This window comes from Corynebacterium sp. H127 (assembly GCF_037482665.1).
Lineage (GTDB): Bacteria > Actinomycetota > Actinomycetes > Mycobacteriales > Mycobacteriaceae > Corynebacterium.
Window position 1 is genome coordinate 453,359 of sequence record NZ_JBBHKY010000001.1, and the last position, 17,044, is coordinate 470,402.

18 protein-coding genes are annotated in these 17,044 nt (G+C 57.2%); 8 read left to right on the forward strand and 10 right to left on the reverse strand.

The annotated features are described in order from the left end of the window. Window positions 1–8: 8 nt before the first annotated feature. Both WG936_RS02155 and WG936_RS02160 read left to right on the forward strand, forming a co-directional pair. Entirely contained in the window at window positions 9–611 is a 603-nt protein-coding gene (locus WG936_RS02155) for a DUF1003 domain-containing protein (RefSeq protein ID WP_339563754.1), read from the forward strand. Between the two features lie 23 nt (window positions 612–634). Next, complete coding sequence (locus WG936_RS02160) at window positions 635–1,768, forward strand: Mrp/NBP35 family ATP-binding protein (RefSeq protein WP_339571988.1); 1,134 nt, start codon at window positions 635–637, stop codon at window positions 1,766–1,768. Window positions 1,769–1,872: 104 nt separating this feature from the next. Here the strand turns inward: WG936_RS02160 and tatB are convergent, their stop codons facing one another. Genes tatB through sigE form a run of 3 tightly spaced genes read right to left on the reverse strand, consistent with a single transcriptional unit; the run spans window position 1,873 to window position 3,515 of the window. Further along, the gene (tatB, locus tag WG936_RS02165) at window positions 1,873–2,352 is read right to left on the reverse strand and encodes a Sec-independent protein translocase protein TatB (RefSeq protein WP_339563756.1); all 480 of its coding nucleotides are present in this window, start codon (window positions 2,350–2,352) and stop codon (window positions 1,873–1,875) included. A gap of 56 nt (window positions 2,353–2,408) precedes the next feature. Next, complete coding sequence (locus tag WG936_RS02170; RefSeq protein ID WP_339563757.1) at window positions 2,409–2,798, reverse strand: anti-sigma factor family protein; 390 nt, start codon at window positions 2,796–2,798, stop codon at window positions 2,409–2,411. A gap of 57 nt (window positions 2,799–2,855) precedes the next feature. Then, entirely contained in the window at window positions 2,856–3,515 is a 660-nt protein-coding gene (gene sigE, locus WG936_RS02175) for an RNA polymerase sigma factor SigE (protein ID WP_339571989.1), read from the reverse strand. Between the two features lie 265 nt (window positions 3,516–3,780). Here sigE and WG936_RS02180 point away from each other — a divergent pair, with 265 nt between their 5' ends. After that, window positions 3,781–4,428: an O-methyltransferase gene (locus tag WG936_RS02180; protein ID WP_445227919.1), complete on the forward strand. Its 648-nt coding sequence runs from the start codon at window positions 3,781–3,783 to the stop codon at window positions 4,426–4,428. Between the two features lie 82 nt (window positions 4,429–4,510). On the opposite strand, the gene glgC is transcribed toward WG936_RS02180, so the two are convergent. Beyond that, a complete protein-coding gene (gene glgC / locus WG936_RS02185) occupies window positions 4,511–5,728 on the reverse strand; it encodes a glucose-1-phosphate adenylyltransferase (protein ID WP_339563759.1) in 1,218 nt (405 codons plus the stop codon). A 216-nt stretch (window positions 5,729–5,944) separates the two neighbouring features. Between glgC and glgA the strand changes: the two genes are divergently transcribed. Further along, window positions 5,945–7,117, forward strand: coding sequence for a glycogen synthase (gene glgA, locus WG936_RS02190; RefSeq protein ID WP_339571990.1), 1,173 nt, complete (start codon window positions 5,945–5,947; stop codon window positions 7,115–7,117). A 330-nt stretch (window positions 7,118–7,447) separates the two neighbouring features. Next, complete coding sequence (locus WG936_RS02195; RefSeq protein ID WP_339571991.1) at window positions 7,448–8,869, forward strand: GH32 C-terminal domain-containing protein; 1,422 nt, start codon at window positions 7,448–7,450, stop codon at window positions 8,867–8,869. On the opposite strand, the gene WG936_RS02200 is transcribed toward WG936_RS02195, so the two are convergent. From WG936_RS02200 to WG936_RS02225, 6 genes are all read right to left on the reverse strand, one after another. Beyond that, entirely contained in the window at window positions 8,866–9,747 is an 882-nt protein-coding gene (locus WG936_RS02200) for a methyltransferase domain-containing protein (protein WP_339563762.1), read from the reverse strand. The genes WG936_RS02195 and WG936_RS02200 overlap by 4 nt on opposite strands. Before the next feature lie 76 nt (window positions 9,748–9,823). Next, window positions 9,824–9,991: a DUF3117 domain-containing protein gene (locus WG936_RS02205; protein ID WP_339563763.1), complete on the reverse strand. Its 168-nt coding sequence runs from the start codon at window positions 9,989–9,991 to the stop codon at window positions 9,824–9,826. Window positions 9,992–10,162: 171 nt separating this feature from the next. Then, the gene (locus WG936_RS02210; protein WP_339571992.1) at window positions 10,163–10,429 is read right to left on the reverse strand and encodes a DivIVA domain-containing protein; all 267 of its coding nucleotides are present in this window, start codon (window positions 10,427–10,429) and stop codon (window positions 10,163–10,165) included. Between the two features lie 42 nt (window positions 10,430–10,471). Further along, window positions 10,472–11,242, reverse strand: a complete 771-nt coding sequence (locus WG936_RS02215) for a glucosyl-3-phosphoglycerate synthase (protein ID WP_339571993.1) — start codon at window positions 11,240–11,242, stop codon at window positions 10,472–10,474. Further along, window positions 11,221–12,090, reverse strand: a complete 870-nt coding sequence (gene folP / locus WG936_RS02220) for a dihydropteroate synthase (RefSeq protein ID WP_339563766.1) — start codon at window positions 12,088–12,090, stop codon at window positions 11,221–11,223. Before folP ends, WG936_RS02215 begins: the two co-directional genes overlap by 22 nt. A 4-nt stretch (window positions 12,091–12,094) precedes the next feature. Continuing rightward, complete coding sequence (locus tag WG936_RS02225; protein ID WP_339563767.1) at window positions 12,095–12,922, reverse strand: LOG family protein; 828 nt, start codon at window positions 12,920–12,922, stop codon at window positions 12,095–12,097. 170 nt (window positions 12,923–13,092) lie between these two features. Here WG936_RS02225 and WG936_RS02230 point away from each other — a divergent pair, with 170 nt between their 5' ends. From WG936_RS02230 to WG936_RS02240, 3 genes are all read left to right on the forward strand, one after another. After that, complete coding sequence (locus tag WG936_RS02230) at window positions 13,093–14,043, forward strand: DapH/DapD/GlmU-related protein (protein ID WP_339571994.1); 951 nt, start codon at window positions 13,093–13,095, stop codon at window positions 14,041–14,043. Between the two features lie 123 nt (window positions 14,044–14,166). Further along, a complete protein-coding gene (locus WG936_RS02235) occupies window positions 14,167–15,528 on the forward strand; it encodes an amino acid permease (protein WP_445227771.1) in 1,362 nt (453 codons plus the stop codon). A gap of 123 nt (window positions 15,529–15,651) precedes the next feature. Continuing rightward, window positions 15,652–17,043: an amino acid permease gene (locus WG936_RS02240; RefSeq protein WP_339563770.1), complete on the forward strand. Its 1,392-nt coding sequence runs from the start codon at window positions 15,652–15,654 to the stop codon at window positions 17,041–17,043. Window position 17,044 lies beyond the last annotated feature (1 nt).

Here is a 17,044-nt window from a genome sequence, read left to right on the forward strand (position 1 = left end):
GGCCTCCCGTGGCTGATAAGCGCGCGACACTAGACACCCCAGCCGTCGGCCAGCGCCGGAGTCTCCTGCGCGTTGATGCGGACGCTGTGGGCGCCTTCGCCGAAAAAGTCGCTCGACTTTTCGGCACCGGTGAGTATCTGTTCTGGCAAACGATTTTTGTCATTATCTGGATCGCACTCAACATTGGTGGTTGGGCATGGAGTTGGGATCCCTACCCGTTTATTCTGCTCAACCTAGCTTTTTCCACCCAAGCTGCCTATGCAGCACCGTTGATTCTGCTGGCGCAGAACCGCCAAGAAGACCGCGACCGCTTAGTTCTTGCGGAAGATCGGCGACGTGCAGAAGAAACGAAAGCTGATACTGAGTTCCTCACGCGTGAACTCGCAAGCGTTCGCATCGCGATTGGTGACAATGTCACACGCGACTACTTAAGACGAGAGTTGGAGGAACTCGGCAGCGTGCTCGAGCGCATTGAAGCCAAACTTGATGATGAGTCTGCAGCTCGAATCGCGCGTGACCACGATGCCGCACTTACCGATGGTTCCGAACTCTCCGAGCCCCGCCATGGCGATGTGGCAGAAAAGTCCTCAGACGCAAGTTCGGACGAGTAACCGCGCGCGGTACGATGGGCTCCGTGAGTACAACGATTGCTGAATCTAAAGTCCGCGAGGCCCTCGCCCGCGTCGACGATCCCGAAATCGGGAAACCAATTACTGAGCTCGGCATGGTGAAATCAATCACTGTCGATGGCAACGATGTTGCAGTGGAAATCTATCTCACCATCGCTGGCTGTCCTATGAAGACGACGATTGTGAACAACGCAGAAGCCGCTATCAAGGACATCGAAGGGATCGGTGCCGTACGCGTCAGCACTGACGTGATGAGTGATGAACAACGGCGTGAGCTGCGCACTTCACTACGCGGGCACGCTGACACCCCAGAAATTCCATTCGCAAAGCCTACGTCCACGACGCGGGTGTTCGCCGTTGCCTCCGGCAAGGGCGGCGTGGGCAAGTCCTCAATGACGGCGAATCTCGCGGTCGCATTGGCGCAGCGCGGCCTGCAGGTAGGTGTGCTGGATGCCGACATCTACGGGCACTCGATCCCTGGCCTTTTTGGCACGACTGAGCGCCCCACCGCTGTCGACGACATGATCATGCCGGTCCAGGCACACGGCGTAAAGATGATCTCCATCGCGCACTTCACCGAAGGCAACGCCCCTGTGATGTGGCGTGGCCCTATGCTACAACGGGCCATCCAGCAGTTCCTCGCCGACGTCTTCTGGGGCGATCTTGATATCTTGCTGCTCGACTTGCCGCCAGGTACAGGCGACGTCGCTATCGCCGTAGGCCAGCTCCTACCATCAGCTGAGTTGCTCGTAGTAACTACTCCGCAGGTCGCAGCCGCCGAAGTAGCCGAACGGGCAGGCACAGCCTCCCTGCAGACTCACCAGAAGGTGGCAGGCGTCATCGAAAATATGGGGGCTATGGTGCTCCCCGACGGATCCACCATGGATGTGTTCGGCAGTGGCGGAGGCGAACAGGTGGCAGAACGGTTGTCCACTTTGACCGGCTCGGATGTCCCTTTGCTTGGTCAGGTTCCGCTAGATCCCGCGCTACGCGTGGGCGGCGATAGCGGAGACCCAGTAGTAGTCTCTGCACCAGACTCCCCTACCGCGAAAGCCATCTTCGCGATTGCGGAGGCGCTACAGGTACGTCGCGAATCCCTCGCAGGCAAACCCCTCGGCCTGGGGGTCACCGCCGAGTAGCGGCGCAACTTAAAAGCAAATTCGCCTGCATTGTGGATCCCATGCAGGCGAATTTGCTTTCAGTGCAGTTTGAGCACCCAACTCAAACGACGTAATTTTTGTGGTTAGGTGATGTCTGCCCAGGAAAATCCGGCGCTAGCTGGCGGATCTTTCCGGTCGTCCTTCGGAGTGTCTGGGCGTTCTACCTTATTGGTTTCCGGCGACGTCGTGGTGGCAGGGTCAGTGTCATACAACTCAGCTCGAGCGCGTTCAGTGCGTCCGGCCGTATCCTCTTCAGACATGATCTTCTTGGGGTCGAAGGCGTCGAAAATGGAGTCATCGCCGTCGAGAAGCGTCTTGGTCAGCGCAGCTCGCGGCCCCAATTTGGTCAAGGTGGCTAGCTCCGCAACGGGTTTCCGGAAGTCATCAAACTCCGATCCAAACTCATCGCTGAGGTCAGCTTTCGCATTATTAATGGCGGCCCGGGCAGCATTCAGCGCAGCTCGGACATCCGTAATGACCTTCGGGAGTCGCTCGGGACCAATGATGATAAGCCCGACCACAAAAATGACGAAGATTTCGCCCCAACCTACATCGCTAAACACTGTTCCTACTCTAGTCTGCTTTGCGGAGGTTGTCGTGCACGCCCAGCGGCTGCGCGCTATTTACCTTGATTTCGACGCACGGCACGGTAGAACACCTCAACACGATCAATCAGTGTTTCCCCTTTAGGGTGCGCTACTTCTTGTGCATCGGGCCCCTCTGGGCAAGACTGCGCAATTGATGTCAGCTTAGCCATCAGCGTCGAAGGTACAGAGATATCTTCCTCGGCAGCCTTGCGTAGCTGTTCGGATGCGCGTCGTTGCTGGTTGACCTCGGCGCGACACTCTACACAGTGCACCAAATGAATGCGGGCACGGTTCATCGCTGTGGAGCTCAACTCATTGTCCACAAAGCCAGCTACTGCTTCAGAACTGAGGTGTTCGACCGAGGCGAATTCGCGATGCCCGCGCTTACTCCTTTTGGGAAGTCCATGGGGAATGGAAATCATGCTGCGTTGTCGCCTCCTTCCTCACTCTGAATGGTCTACTGGCAAGTACTTCCCAGCCTAACCTCTTGTGGGGAGAAGGAGCTGCGCTGCTTCATTCGTCTTAGCCGCGGCTTCCAAATATGTCCTGATCTGAGAACGTCCACGGTGAATCCGGGAGCGAACTGTTCCCAATTTCACACCCAGCGTATCGGCGATTTCGTCATAAGACAGCCCCAATACGTCACAGAGCACCACGGCTACGCGAAACTCTGGGCTGAGTAGATCGAGGGCTTCCTGCAATACTGGGTCCAAGTTAGACACCGAGTATGCCTGCTCTGGGGTGAGATCGGTTCCCGGAACGCGGTCATAGTCCTCTGGCAAAGCTTCCATTCGAATCTTGCTGCGATGGCGCACCATGTCCAAGAAAAGATTGGTAGTGATGCGGTGCAGCCAGCCTTCAAAAGTGCCCGGCTGGTAGTTCTTCAAGGAACGAAACACCCGCATAAAGGTTTCTTGCGTGAGGTCCTCAGCATCGTGCTGGTTTCCTGAAAGACGATACGCCAGGCGGTACACACTGTCTGCGTGCTCCGCCACGAGTTCCGCCCACGTCGGCATATCCGCGTGGCCAGCGTCGAAGGCTGCAGTCCCCGTCAGGGGTGCTGTCTCCTCGCCCAAAACTGCATCTTCAGGGCCAACAGCTGCTGGCTCGAGCGCATATGTGGACTCAAATGGACTCATAAGGGTATTGTGCCTGATCTTTCTGTCTCAGCACCACTTTTACTTTCGCTAGCCTTCTGTAGCTAGCTCACCGCGGTGCGCTCAACACTATGTATAACTGTAGCGGGTGAGACTTTGTTCCACTTTGCCCTAAAACTAGCTGAGTAACTAGTTACTTCTTGATAACGTTCCCTCATTGATCTCAACTTGCCCACCAGTCACAACTTGCGACGATACGGCACGCAAATCAACCACCTTGGCTAGGAAGCGACCTAAACTGAGCTTTGTGACTGATACTGCCCTGGAAGCCCTACGTTCCTACATCATCGACACCACTGAGACTTCTCCTGCCTTGGAGACTGCGTTGCAGCACGCGGAGGAGTTTCATTTGCGCATTCCAGATGCGATTACGGGTTCCCTCCTATCCACCTTGGCAGCGGGCGCCAGCACCCCTGCAGCCGCTGGCGCTATCGCCGTTACCCCTGCCGCTGGAGTTGTTGGCCTATACCTGCTCAAAGGCCTTGGCGAAAAGGGACACTTGACGTGTATCGACCCCGAGTCTGAGCATCAACGCCAGGCGAAGGCGTGTTTCCAGGAAGCAGGCTACCGTCCCGCAAAGTATCGCTTCCTCCCCTCTCGTCCACTCGAGGTTATGGGCCGCCTGGCCAACGATTCCTATCAGCTGGTGTACGGCGACGTTGCACCAGTTGATCAGCGGGCATTCTTCGATTCTGCCTGGCCGCTGCTCTCTGCGGGAGGGGTATTGGTGCTGGCTGATTCGCTTCTCGACGGCACGGTATCTGACACCAGCCGGACCGACCGGGATACAGCAGCAGCCCGCGACATGGATGCTTATCTACGGGATCTCCCCGAGACACTGGTAACTCGGCTACCACTTGGCGCCGGAATAACTATCGTCCACAAAGCTGAATAGCTTACTGCCACAGGTAGATTGACTGCGACATAACAAAAGCCGCGACCATTCAGGTCGCGGCTTTTACGTTACTATCCTAGCTTTATACGCGCTGATTCTTCCCTACGCATACCACGCCGCCAGCGGAGATGGTGAAGCGGGAGGCATCGCGCTCGTGGTCCACGCCGATGAATTCTCCTTCGGAGACCACCACGTTCTTATCGAGGATTGCATGGCGCACTACGGCCCCCTTGCTCACCCGGACACCTGGCATGAGAACTGCGCCTTCAACGGTTGCGCCTTCTTCTACCACCACGTTGTTGGACAACACAGAGTTGCGTACAGTGCCACCGGAAATGATGCAGCCGGATGCCACCATCGAGGATTGAGCTATGCCGCCTTGCACAAACTTTGCTGGCGGGAAATTTCCATCCTCTGTGGAATGGATCGGCCAACGTCGGTTGTACAGGTTGAACACTGGTAGCACGGAAATGAGATCCATGTGGGCTTCATAGAAGGCATCGATGGTACCGACGTCACGCCAGTAGCCGTTGTCCCGCTCCGTACTTCCGGGAACGTCATTGGCAGAGAAGTCATAGACGTGCGCTTCCCCCTTGTCCACGAAGTAAGGGATGATATCCCCGCCCATGTCATGATCGGAGTCATCGTTGAGCTCATCGGCAGTCAATGCCGCGATCAGTGCATCCGTGGTGAAGATGTAATTGCCCATCGAGGCATAGGTCACCGCAGGGTCATCGGGCGTGCCCGGCGGGTCTGCCGGCTTTTCCAAGAACTCAGTGATGTTGCCGTCTGCATCGGATTGGATACATCCAAAGGCCGTTGCTTCCTCACGCGGAACGCGAATGCCCGCAACCGTCACCGACTTACCGGACTTAATGTGATCATCCAGCATCTGGCGGGGATCCATGCGGTAAACGTGGTCTGCGCCAAAAACGATCACGTAGTCAGGGTTCTCATCGTAGATGAGGTTGAGGGACTGCAGGATGGCATCGGCAGAACCGGTGTACCACCGCTTGCCCAGGCGCTGCTGAGCAGGAACCGGAGTGATGTACTGCCCAGTGAGGCCGGATAGCTGCCACGACTGGGAAATGTGCCGGTCCAGGGAATGCGACTTGTACTGGGTCAGCACGCAGATCTGCATGAATCCGGCGTTGACCAAGTTGGACAGCACAAAGTCAATTAGGCGGTATGTGCCGCCGAATGGCACCGCCGGCTTAGCGCGGTCTGCCGTCAGCGGAAATAGACGTTTGCCCTCGCCACCAGCGAGAACGATTGCTAGGACATGTGGTTGAGTTCTCACATCTTCCAACGTAATCGGAAATGAGTCGCTGCGCAGAGCCACGTGAATGTTTTTATCCCGCTTTACTGTCATCCCCACAACTGCCTGCGGTTTTCCAATAAACAGCAAGCAATTCTTAACTTCCAATGACTGTTTTCCGCCCCCGTTTGGCACCACCCGCTCGTCGTTTTCCCACATGGTCTGCGCCCACGCACGGGAATGGCTACATTCGGAAGTATGCGAGTTGGAATGATGACCAAGGAATACCCGCCCGAGATCTATGGTGGCGCTGGTGTGCACATTGCGGAGCTCACCCGCTACATGCGCGAAATCACTGACGTTGATGTGCACTGCATGGGTGCACCGCGTGAAGAAGCCAACGTTTACGTTCATGGCGTGGATCCTGAGCTGCAGGACGCTAATCCTTCGATCCAGACTCTTTCGACTGGACTGCGGATGGCTCATGCGGCAAACAATGTGGACGTGGTGCACTCGCATACGTGGTACGCAGGCCTCGGCGGCCACCTGGCTGCCCGCTTGTATGACATTCCGCATGTAGCAACTGCGCATTCCCTAGAACCCCACCGACCATGGAAGCGGGAGCAGCTCGGTGGCGGCTACGAGGTGTCTTCTTGGTCTGAGAAGAATGCAATGGAGTACGCAGATGCGGTTATTGCCGTGTCAGCGCGTATGAAAGATTCAATTCTCGATGCTTATCCGCGTATTGAGCCAGATAAGGTCCGCATCGTTCTCAACGGCATTGACACCGAACTGTGGCAGCCTCGCGCTACTTTTGCTGAGAATCCGGCTTCCGTGCTTAGCGAGCTAGGCGTCGATCCTTCGCGGCCTATCGTGGCATTCGTTGGGCGCATTACTCGCCAGAAGGGCGTGGGCCACCTAGTCAAGGCCGCCAAGCTTTTCGACGACGGTGTGCAGCTCGTCTTGTGCGCCGGAGCTCCGGATACCCCAGAGATTGCTGCGGAAACCAAGGCGCTGGTGGAGGAACTCCAAGCACAGCGCGACGGCGTTTTCTGGGTGCAGGACTTCCTGCCCAAGGACAAGATCCAGGAGATTCTCACCGCTGCAGATACCTTCGTGTGCCCGTCGATCTACGAGCCACTGGGCATCGTAAACCTTGAGGCCATGGCGTGTGGCACTGCCGTTGTTGCCTCTGATGTCGGCGGCATTCCGGAGGTAGTAGTCGATGGCACTACCGGCACCTTGGTGCATTATGACGAAAACGACGCGGCGGGTTTCGAGCGTGGCATCGCCGAAGGCGTCAACAAGATGGTTGCTGACCGCGAACATGCCAAGAAGATGGGTGAGGCTGGTCGCCAGCGTGCGGTCCAAGACTTCTCTTGGGCAACTATCGCCCAGCAAACCGTTGACGTGTACCAGTCGTTGATGTAGCCAGGTCGCCTTAAATCGCAGCGCGCCCGGGGGATTCCCGGGCGCGCTTGCGCTTTCAGCAGCACCGGCATCCCTGCCGCGGGTTATGAAGTGACAGCCCCAGCGGTGGTATCAAACTGGAACACGTTCGCGGAGGTAGTTCCTCCACCCACCTCACGGCAAGATGTTTCTTGTGGTGAATCCGCTGCTCAGGCGATTCCAGTCGCGGAGGGCACCACCCCGGCATAGGGAAAATCGGTACTCTGGAAGTGTCCATATGCCCGACCTCGCTAGCGCAGCGTGCCCGGCTCATTTGAGCTAACGGCATGCTGCTTGGCAGAAGGAAAGTCTATGAATTACTTCACCCATCGTCCGGAACTTCACATCACTCCCGAGCAGGGAGTTCTTAACGCTCCCGCAGGAGTTTTGCGCAGCCACGGCACTTGGCATGTATTCCACCAGTACCAGCCAACCTTAGACTCCCCTGCGCGATGGGCACACCAATATTCAGATCAACAGCCTTTTGATTGGGATATCTGCGATGATGTCATCGCGCCGGTAGCTGGTGAAGTAAAGGTTCGCGCGGGGGCAGTGATCGGTACCCGTAGTGGTGCTGTCGAGCTCTATTTCACCTCGATTACTCCCGAGGGCACGTCGATCCATGTCGCCACGATTGATGACATCGATGAAACCCTGGCCGATATTTCTGACGACGCGCTCTCCGTGGACAAAAATGTGCGTCGCATCGGACAGGTCGTGGGTGACCAAGGTGAATACGTAGATTTCCGTTCCCCTAGTGTGGTGGCACGTTGGGACCACGACGCCGTCAGCGGTGAGCCGCTTAAAGGTTGGTTCATGCTCGCCGTATGTGGCGACCAAGATCATCCACGATTGATGGTGCTTGATTCTTATGATCGCCGTGAATGGAATCTTCGCGGTCCTCTTAGTTTCGACGGCACGTCTGGTCTCGAAGCTGTACAGCGGCTGGTTAGTCCCCGCATCATCCGCCTCCAGGACGAGGTGGATAGCGTGGTGTATGACATCCTCTTGGTCACTATTGAGCATGAAGGCATCGATATCTCGGGTTACTTGGTAGGACAGCTCACCGGCACCACGTTCAAGGTGACGACTTCCTTCACACGACTTGACTTCGGCCACGATTTCACTCGCCCGCGTAATACCAATATTGCACTGCCTGACACTTCGGATTCGCCGGACTTCACCACCGCAAATATCTTCGGCTTGATGAATGGCATCGGCCGCTTTGATGACCCGAGTGCGCACTTGAGCCTTAAGGAAGAAGGCTGGGTGAATTGCCTTTCCCTCCCCCGAGAAACCACGCTACAAAACGGCCTGATCTACCAAACGCCGGCAGCAGGGCTTTCGGCTGCCATCCGATCGTCTGACCGGGCGTGCATGTTCACCGCGCTCATTGATGCCTCTGAAATAGATGCTGAGGTCCGCGTCGAGCTTATCGACGACCAAGGTCGTGTCGCTGCGCTCGTAACTCATCAGGGCGATATTTTGACTCTGGATCGCTCGATGAACCCGAACCACACCGGCGATCACGTTGCTGAAGGCCCCCTGATCGCCTCAGACACGGACGCGATTACCGTGATCGTGGACGGCTCGACTGTGGAAGTTTTCGCCGACGGTGGAGCAATGACCATGGCAAGCCGCGTCTACACCGAGTCCCGAATCGTGGAGTTCCGGGCAACGGCCTACGGAAGTGCTGTCATCGAGCAACAGTCCTCCATTTTCCCGATCGATTAGTCAGTTGATGGAGCGCTACGGCGAAGTCGCGTAATCCGGGCTTTCGCCGTGACGGTCATCTTCTCAGGTAGCGCCGCAATCCGTTCTGCTAGGACTTCTGCGGGAATGTGGCGGGCAGACGGACTCATCCCGATTTGGGCGGCGATCGAATCCCGATCCAGTTCCATCGGGAACTCGATTTCCTCGTCGTTCCCGATTCGCTCGAGGTACCCCTCTGCTTTTTCTAAGAGGTGCTCTACTTTGCCATCTGCTACCCCAATAATGCCGAGCGGTGCTCGAAGTTCATCCAAGTGACCTGGGTGCGCTGTGAGCACAACAACTTGCCCATCCTTCTTCAAGACTCGGGCGAACTCCGCCGGATTACGCGGGGCGAAAATCACGGTCACAATGTCAACGGACTCGTCTCTGATGGGTAACCGCTGCCAAGCATCGGCAACCACTGCCCCAACCCGAGGGTGGCACTTTGCCAGCATTTTTGCCGCTGGTACGGAGATATCAATGCCGACACCACGTGCATCCGCAACATCATCCAAGGCATGCGCTAGGTAGTAGCCCGTACCCGCACCGATTTCCACAATTACTGGATGCTGCTCTTCGCTCACACCACTTTGCTCTAAGGCGTGGTTAACGTGTTCGGAAACCGCCTCCACGAAGGGGGCAAAGTGTCCTTGGCCGAGGAAAGTTTCTCGGGCAGCCACCATTGCGACGTCATCGCCCTCGTGTTTGAGCCCACCGCCACCGACAAGGGTGACATAGCCTTGGCGTGCGACATCATAGCTGTGTCCAGAGGCTGCGGTGATGCGGTGTCCGTCGTCGACAAGCTCGAGCGGAGTTCCATCAACTGGGTCTGCGAGGACATCGATAACGTGTTGCAGCATGGGCGATTCTCCTTGTGCTTAAAACGAAAACGAACGCCACAATCTGGTGATTGCAGCGCCGCTAGTAGGTGGTTAGTTAGCTAGACACGTCGACAAGCAAGGCGCCGAGTTCTGCGGCTTCTTCCTTATTGAGTTCCACGACGAGTCGTCCGCCACCGTCCGTGGGGATGCGCATAACAATCTTGCGGCCTTCTTCGACTGCTTCCATCGGACCGTTACCTGTCCTTGGCTTCATAGCTGCCACGATGCGTCAGCTCCCTTTCTTATGCTGTTGTTCTTAACCAACCAGTCTAGGCCAAAACTGCGCCGACCGAAAGGAAAATGCAGCAAAATGGCAGGTCATCACTGTGCCTCGGGTACTCAGGTAACAGGATCAGACAGTTGGGGTTGGCGAATTCTTCGCGCCTGGCTGCAGCTACAGTGCGGAGCGTGCTTCCTCGAGCTCTGCAACAAGCTGAGTGATGACGGCATCGACCTGATCTTGGCGATAGCCGCGAATGACAGTGTCAAAGCGCACAGCTGCGAAATTGTGATGGGAAATAGCATCACGATTCAGCTCTTGCAGTGGCAATGTATCCACCAACGGTGGCATGACTTCGCCGCGCCCCAGTAGCTTGCCAAAAACAATGGAGAGCAGGGCAACTACGATCACCAACCCAATGATGTACAACAGCCAGGTCACAGCCAGAACCCCCTATAGATGCGAAAAAGGTACGCGCTTTTCTTAAGAAAGCGTAGCAAGTGGCGGACGATCCTGAGCGCGCGCCACCGTCGAGATGCCCGGGACTCGGTCAAGGACGGTGCGCGTAACCACCTCCGCCATCGGCGCGAGTTCAGCTAATGGCCGATTCCGATGCCGGCGTACTCCGAGATCCACCTGCGCAATCGCAGCAACACCAAAGGCGAGATAGACATCAATGAGTAGTCCGATCTCCACGCCATAACCAGCGGCAAAGTAGCAAGTACGTGCCACCGATGTGCGCAATGCATACTCACCCGATAGTGGTTGCCTGATCTGCGCCAACTCTGGAAACAACGCACGCAGGAGTGGCTTCGCGGTCAGCTCAGTTACGCGACCGCCACCGGTGGGGCTGCTGTGGAGGGGGCGTCGATAATGCGCTTTAACCAGGTGCACCCCAGGGTTCCGAAACGGTTGGATTAAGTCGCGCACGATATGTGGCCGCGGTTCAATCAGGTCAGCATCGATGAATACTACGAAGTCTCCGCGCGCTACATGCACGCCCCGCCATAGCGCCTCGCCTTTGCCCGGACGAGTCGAGTGGATTGGCATCGCTTCCCGCCAATCCACTACACGGGCTCCTGCTTCACGAGCCCGGCGCGCAGTGTCATCCGTCGACTCAGAATCGATGACGATAACCTCGAGTGGGTTGTCTGCGAGCGCCAGCGTTACCACGCGGGCTACTGTGTCTTCTTCATTGAGCGCCGGGATAATCACGCTCGTCCGACTCAGCGTCACACCAAACCTCTCACGCATTGCACCGGTGCCGCAGCTCCGCTGATCGCCCCGGTCATGCGAATCACGTCGACGGTTTCTGCGACGTGATGCGCACGAAAGGCCGCCACTCCGCGGGCTGCAGCCCAGGCAGTAGCGGCGAGAGTTCCAGCGACGCGCTGCTCGACGCTCCTTCCCACTGCTTCACCGACAAAGTCTTTATTCGACAGCGCCATTAAAACTGGCCACCCGGTCGCAACAATTTCATCCACGCGGCGCAAGAGTTCGAGGCCATGGAAGGTGTTTTTCCCGAAGTCATGCGTTGGGTCAATCAGAATTGAATTCTCCGGCACCCCAGCAGCTACGGCGCGTTCAGCTAGTGCAGTGGTTTCCGCTATGACTGCTGCTACCACATCGTCATAATGCACCCGATACGGGCGCGTGCGCGGGATTGCGCCACCGGTGTGGGAACAGACGTAGCCCACTCGGTGTTGGCCAGCGACGTGGAGTAGCTCGGGGTCGTGACCGGCCCAGGTGTCATTGATGAGGGTGGCTCCGGCAGCGATAGCCTGTTCGGCAACGTCGCTGCGCCAGGTATCCACCGAAAGGGTCACATTCGGAAAATGCTGGTGTGCCTGTGCGATGAGCGGCACCACCCTATCGATTTCGGCAGCAGCATCGACGTGCTCCCCTGGGCCGGCCTTGACCCCGCCGATATCAATGATTTGTGCCCCAGCCGCCACCGCATCTGCAACTGCTGCAAGCGCAGCTTCCTCGGCAAAGGTGGCCCCCTTGTCATAAAAGGAATCCGGGGTGCGATTCACAATAGCCATCACCACGGCGAGCTCGGGGTATTCGGTGTGCGCGAAGTTGGAAGGAAGTGCTGGCATTGGGCTAGACGTCGCTACGCCCCGCGGCTACCTCGGACGGGTCCAGCCGGTCACCGGTTGCCAGGCGCCCCTCGCTACGGATCTGCTTGTGGCTAGCCACGATGTACTCGATTGCTTCGTCGACAGAGTCTGTGACCATGAAGAGCTTCGTATCCTTCGCCGCGATCATCCCCTCGGCAACCAAGCGATCTTGCAACCAATCGATGAGGCCGGACCAGAACTGCGTGCCAAGCAACACGATTGGGTAATTCGTGATTTTTCCGGTCTGCACCATGCACAGTGCTTCAAAAAGCTCATCCAGGGTGCCAAAGCCACCTGGTAGGCACACGAAGCCCTGGGAGTACTTCAGGAACATCGTCTTCCGGACAAAGAAGTACCGGAAGTTCAGCCCTAGATCGACCCAGTCGTTGAGTTGCTGCTCGTGAGGTAACTCGATGCCGAGCCCGACTGACAGGCCGCCCGCCTCCGAGGCGCCGCGATTGGGGGCTTCCATCAGTCCGGGGCCACCGCCGGTGATCACTGCGTACCCCGCCTGGACTAACTCCTGGCCTATTTTGAGCCCCTGTTCATAATAGGGATGGCCTTCATGTATCCGGGCAGAACCGAACACTGTCACGGCCAAAGGCAACTCCGCTAGCGCGCCGAAGCCATCAACAAACTCACTTTGGATGCGCAGCACACGCCAGGGATCAGTGTGCAACCAGTCAAGATTGTGCTGGTGGTCCAACAGACGCTGGTCGGTTGTGCTCTCTTGAGGACCGGAATTGCGTAGAAGGACTGGGCCGCGAAGCATGCGCTGTTTGTCCTCCGTTGGGGTTCTGCTTGGAGCCACGATAAACCTTCCTGGACTGGCCGACTATGAAAGTACTGCTCTATCGACGCTAGTCGGTTTCTTGCTGATTCGCCCTTCGAATAGCTCCTGCGAAGTTCTCGGCGTAGGAATTTGTCGGTGAGACAGATGCGAAAGCGAGATATCCGCAGCCAAGCCTTAGACTGGGCTATATGACAATCTTGGGTGCTCAAGCCGACGGAATCGCTAATATCGCCGGGGACGGCACCGTATTGGATACGTGGTACCCGGAACCTGCTTTAGTTGAGCGCACAGCCGAGACGCTGCCGCCAACCGGAACCGTACGCTTGGGCGCGCAAGATCTGAGCCCGCAGATGCTTTCTCTGGTGGGGTTGGACGAAGACCGCATGGTAGAGCAGGTGGCAGTTCGAACCACAATCGCTGATCTTTCGGAGCCTCCCGTAGATGCTCACGATGTCTATCTCCGGCTTCACTTGCTCTCCCATCGCAAGGTAACGCCAGGCATGATGAACATGAACAATATCCTGTCTTTGCTTTCCACCGTGGTGTGGACGAATAAGGGACCGTGCTTGCCGACGAACTTCGAATATGTTCGCCAGGCGCTGCGCTCGCGCGGCCTCATCCACGTCTATGCCGTAGACAGACTCCCCCGCATGGTCGATTACGTTGTGCCATCTGGCATCCGTATTGCCGAGGCAGAACGTGTCCGCCTCGGCGCTTACCTTGCACCTGGTACCTCTGTCCTACGGGAGGGTTTTGTCTCTTTCAACGCGGGCTGCCTCGGACCGTCAAAAATCGAGGGCCGCTTGTCATCCTCCGTGGTTATGGGAAAAGACTGCAAGATTGGCTTGAGCGCCGTGCTGATGGGATTGCAAGACCCACATGGTCTCCGGCTCCCCCTCCGCATCGGCGATAGCTGCTCTTTCGGCGTCTCCTCCGGAGTTATCGGAGTAGACTTGGGAGACTACTGCCATATCGGCACGAACCTCGTGTTGGAGCCCGACACTCTGCTCTACTTCCCAGACACAGACTCCTTGGCTCCTGCAAAGACGATCGCGGGCCAGGATCGCTGGGCGGTCACCAAGGAAGCGGGCCATCCGGAACCGGTAGCCCGCCGGGTCAGCATTGATCCCGCTGCATAAAATCGCCGTCACCTCACCCCCACTTTGGGGCAAATGGGACGCGTCGTCCCATTTTCTGGACCAGATTTTCGCATTGACTTGGTGAATGTTATGCATGCACGGAATAGTTGAGCCATGACATCCGTGGATAGCACACAATCAAGCTTGGGTCAGGGCCTGAAAACTCGGCACCTGACGATGATGGGTCTCGGCTCCGCCATCGGCGCCGGCCTATTTCTAGGAACGGGCGTCGGCATCCAGCTCGCTGGCCCTGCCATTCTTCTCGCCTATATCATCGCTGGCATCATCGTCATCTTCGTCATGCAAATGCTCGGAGAGATGGCGGCAGCCCGCCCCGCCTCTGGTTCTTTTGCCACCTACGCTCAAATGGCGTTCGGCCACTGGGCCGGATTCACACTGGGCTGGTTGTACTGGTTCATGCTGATCATGGTCATGGGCGCAGAGATGACCGGCGCTGCCGCAATCATGGGCAGCTGGTTTGGCGTGGATCCCTGGATCCCCGCCCTTGCGTGCGTGGTGTTATTCGCTTTCGTCAACCTGGTGAACGTCCGCGGCTTTGGTGAATTTGAGTTCTGGTTCGCGTTCATCAAGGTCTTCGTCATCATCGCATTCTTGATCATTTCTTTCCTCATGGTCTTCGGCTTGCTGCCAGGAACTGACTTTGTGGGCACCAAGAACTTCATCGGAGATCACGGCTTCATGCCTAATGGCATTGCCGGTGTCGCGGCAGGCCTCCTCGCCGTCGCTTTCGCGTTCGGCGGTATTGAAATCGTCACCATCGCCGCCGCCGAGTCTGAAAAGCCTTCGGAGGCCATCGCAACTGCGGTACGTTCGGTGATTTGGCGCATCTCCATGTTCTACCTGGGCTCTGTTTTGGCTATCACTTTCCTCTTGCCTTTTGATCGGATTGGTGGCGCCGAGTCTGCAGCCGAGTCTCCGTTCACGTTGATCCTTTCTGATGCCGGCATTCCGGCAGTCGCCACCATCATGGAGATAGTGATCGTGCTCGCCCTACTGTCGGCTTTCAACGCCCAGATTTATGGCACCTCGCGTTTCGTCTATTCATTGGCCACCAAGGGCGATGCTCCCGCTTTCTTTGCTCGCCTAAACTCCGCCAGAGTGCCCAACAACTCGGTCCTCCTCTCAATGGTCTTCGCTTTCCTCTCCGTGGCACTGAATTACTGGAACCCAGCCGGCCTGCTGGAATTCCTCCTCAATGCCGTGGGCGGCTGCCTGATCGTGATTTGGGTGATGATTTCACTGAGCCACATCAAGTTGCACCGCGAGATGGATGCCAATGGTGAACTTTCAGTTCGCATGTGGGGCTTTCCATTCTTGCCTTGGCTCACCGTGGTGCTGCTCCTCGGGCTTACTGCGTTGATGCTTTTCGATGCATCGGCCCGTGCCCAGATCACCTCAGTCTCCGTGATTACCCTCGCATTGGTAGCCCTCAGCTTCACCACCAAGAACAAGGGAAAGATCTAGCTTCTCAGTTCCCAGTTGAAAGGGTCGGCGCCAGCATCTTTGGCGGCCGACCCTTTCGCACTTAGCACCTGACCACACTAGGCTTTGTGTGTTATCTCTAACGCAAGAAAGCGAAGGCAACTTATGTCCCAAGAGGCCACCCACTTAGGATCCGGCTTGAAAGTCCGCCACCTAACCATGATGGGACTCGGCTCCACCATTGGCGCAGGGCTGTTCCTCGGCACCGGCGTCGGAGTTAAGGCAGCGGGGCCTGCAGTGCTCGTAGCGTATCTTTTTGCCGGCACGATCGCGGTATTGATCATGCGGATGCTCGGCGAGATTGGCTCCGTGGTACCGGCTTCAGGCAGTTTCTCCGAGTATGCGGAAATGGGCATCGGACGTTGGGCTGGATTCGTTCAAGGCTGGTTGTATTGGCTGGCCACCGTAGCGGTGCTCGGTGCAGAACTTACCGGCGCTGCGACATTTGTCGGTGGCTGGTTTGATGTCGCCCCTTGGCTGCCAGCGCTGCTTTTCGTTGTGTTTTTCGCTGCGGTCAATCTGCTGCGGGTAGGAACCTTTGGCGAATTCGAGTTTTGGTTTGCATTCATCAAGGTTTTTGTCATTCTCGCCTTCCTTGTTATCGGCGCACTGCTCATCTTTGGGCTGTTGCCGGGTCATGCCGCGCTGGGCACGAGCGTTTTCCTGCAGGACGGCTTCATGCCGAACGGCATCGGCGGCGTAGCGACGGCCATCCTCGCCGTCGCTTTCGCCTTTGGCGGCATCGAGGTCGTGGCCATCGCAGCCGCGGAGTCTGAAGATCCTGAACGTTCTCTCATCGGTGCAGTACGAAGCACAATCATGCGCATTTCAGCGTTTTATCTCGGTTCCGTTCTGGTGATCACTTTTGTGCTACCTTGGGCATCCTTGGGCAAAGCTAAAGGTGCCGCAGACAGTCCGTTCACCCGCGTGCTGGAGACCGCCGGCTTGCCGGGCGTGGCGACGGCCATGGAAGTGGTGATCGTCCTCGCATTGTTATCTGCCTTTAACGCCCAGATCTTCGCTAGTTCCCGAATGCTCTTCTCTTTGGCGCGCCGCGGCGAGGCCCCTAAGGTGTTTGCTCGCGCTTCAGTCCAAGGCGTCCCACTGCCCGCTATCATCCTCTCTATCGTCCTGAGCGTGGTGATGGTCGCGTTGAACTTCGTGGACACTGGCTGGTTGCTGACCTTTATGCTGAACTCTGCTGGCGCTTCCCTACTGATCGTGTGGGCGTTCATCGCTGTCTCCCAACTTTGTTTACGCCCGCGACTCGAGCGCTGCTACCAGCTGTCTGTTCGGATGTGGGCTTACCCAGTGCTCACCTGGGTAACTATTCTCGCACTCGCTGTTCTGGCGGCCCTGATGTTGAGCAATGCCGATGCACGCGCCCAGCTCGCCTCCGTTGCGATCATGGTGACGGGGTTGTTCATTGCAAGTCTGATCAACGCAAAGGTGGCGGGAGCATCGCCCTGGCAGAAGCGGGCCTTACCCGCTGAATAGT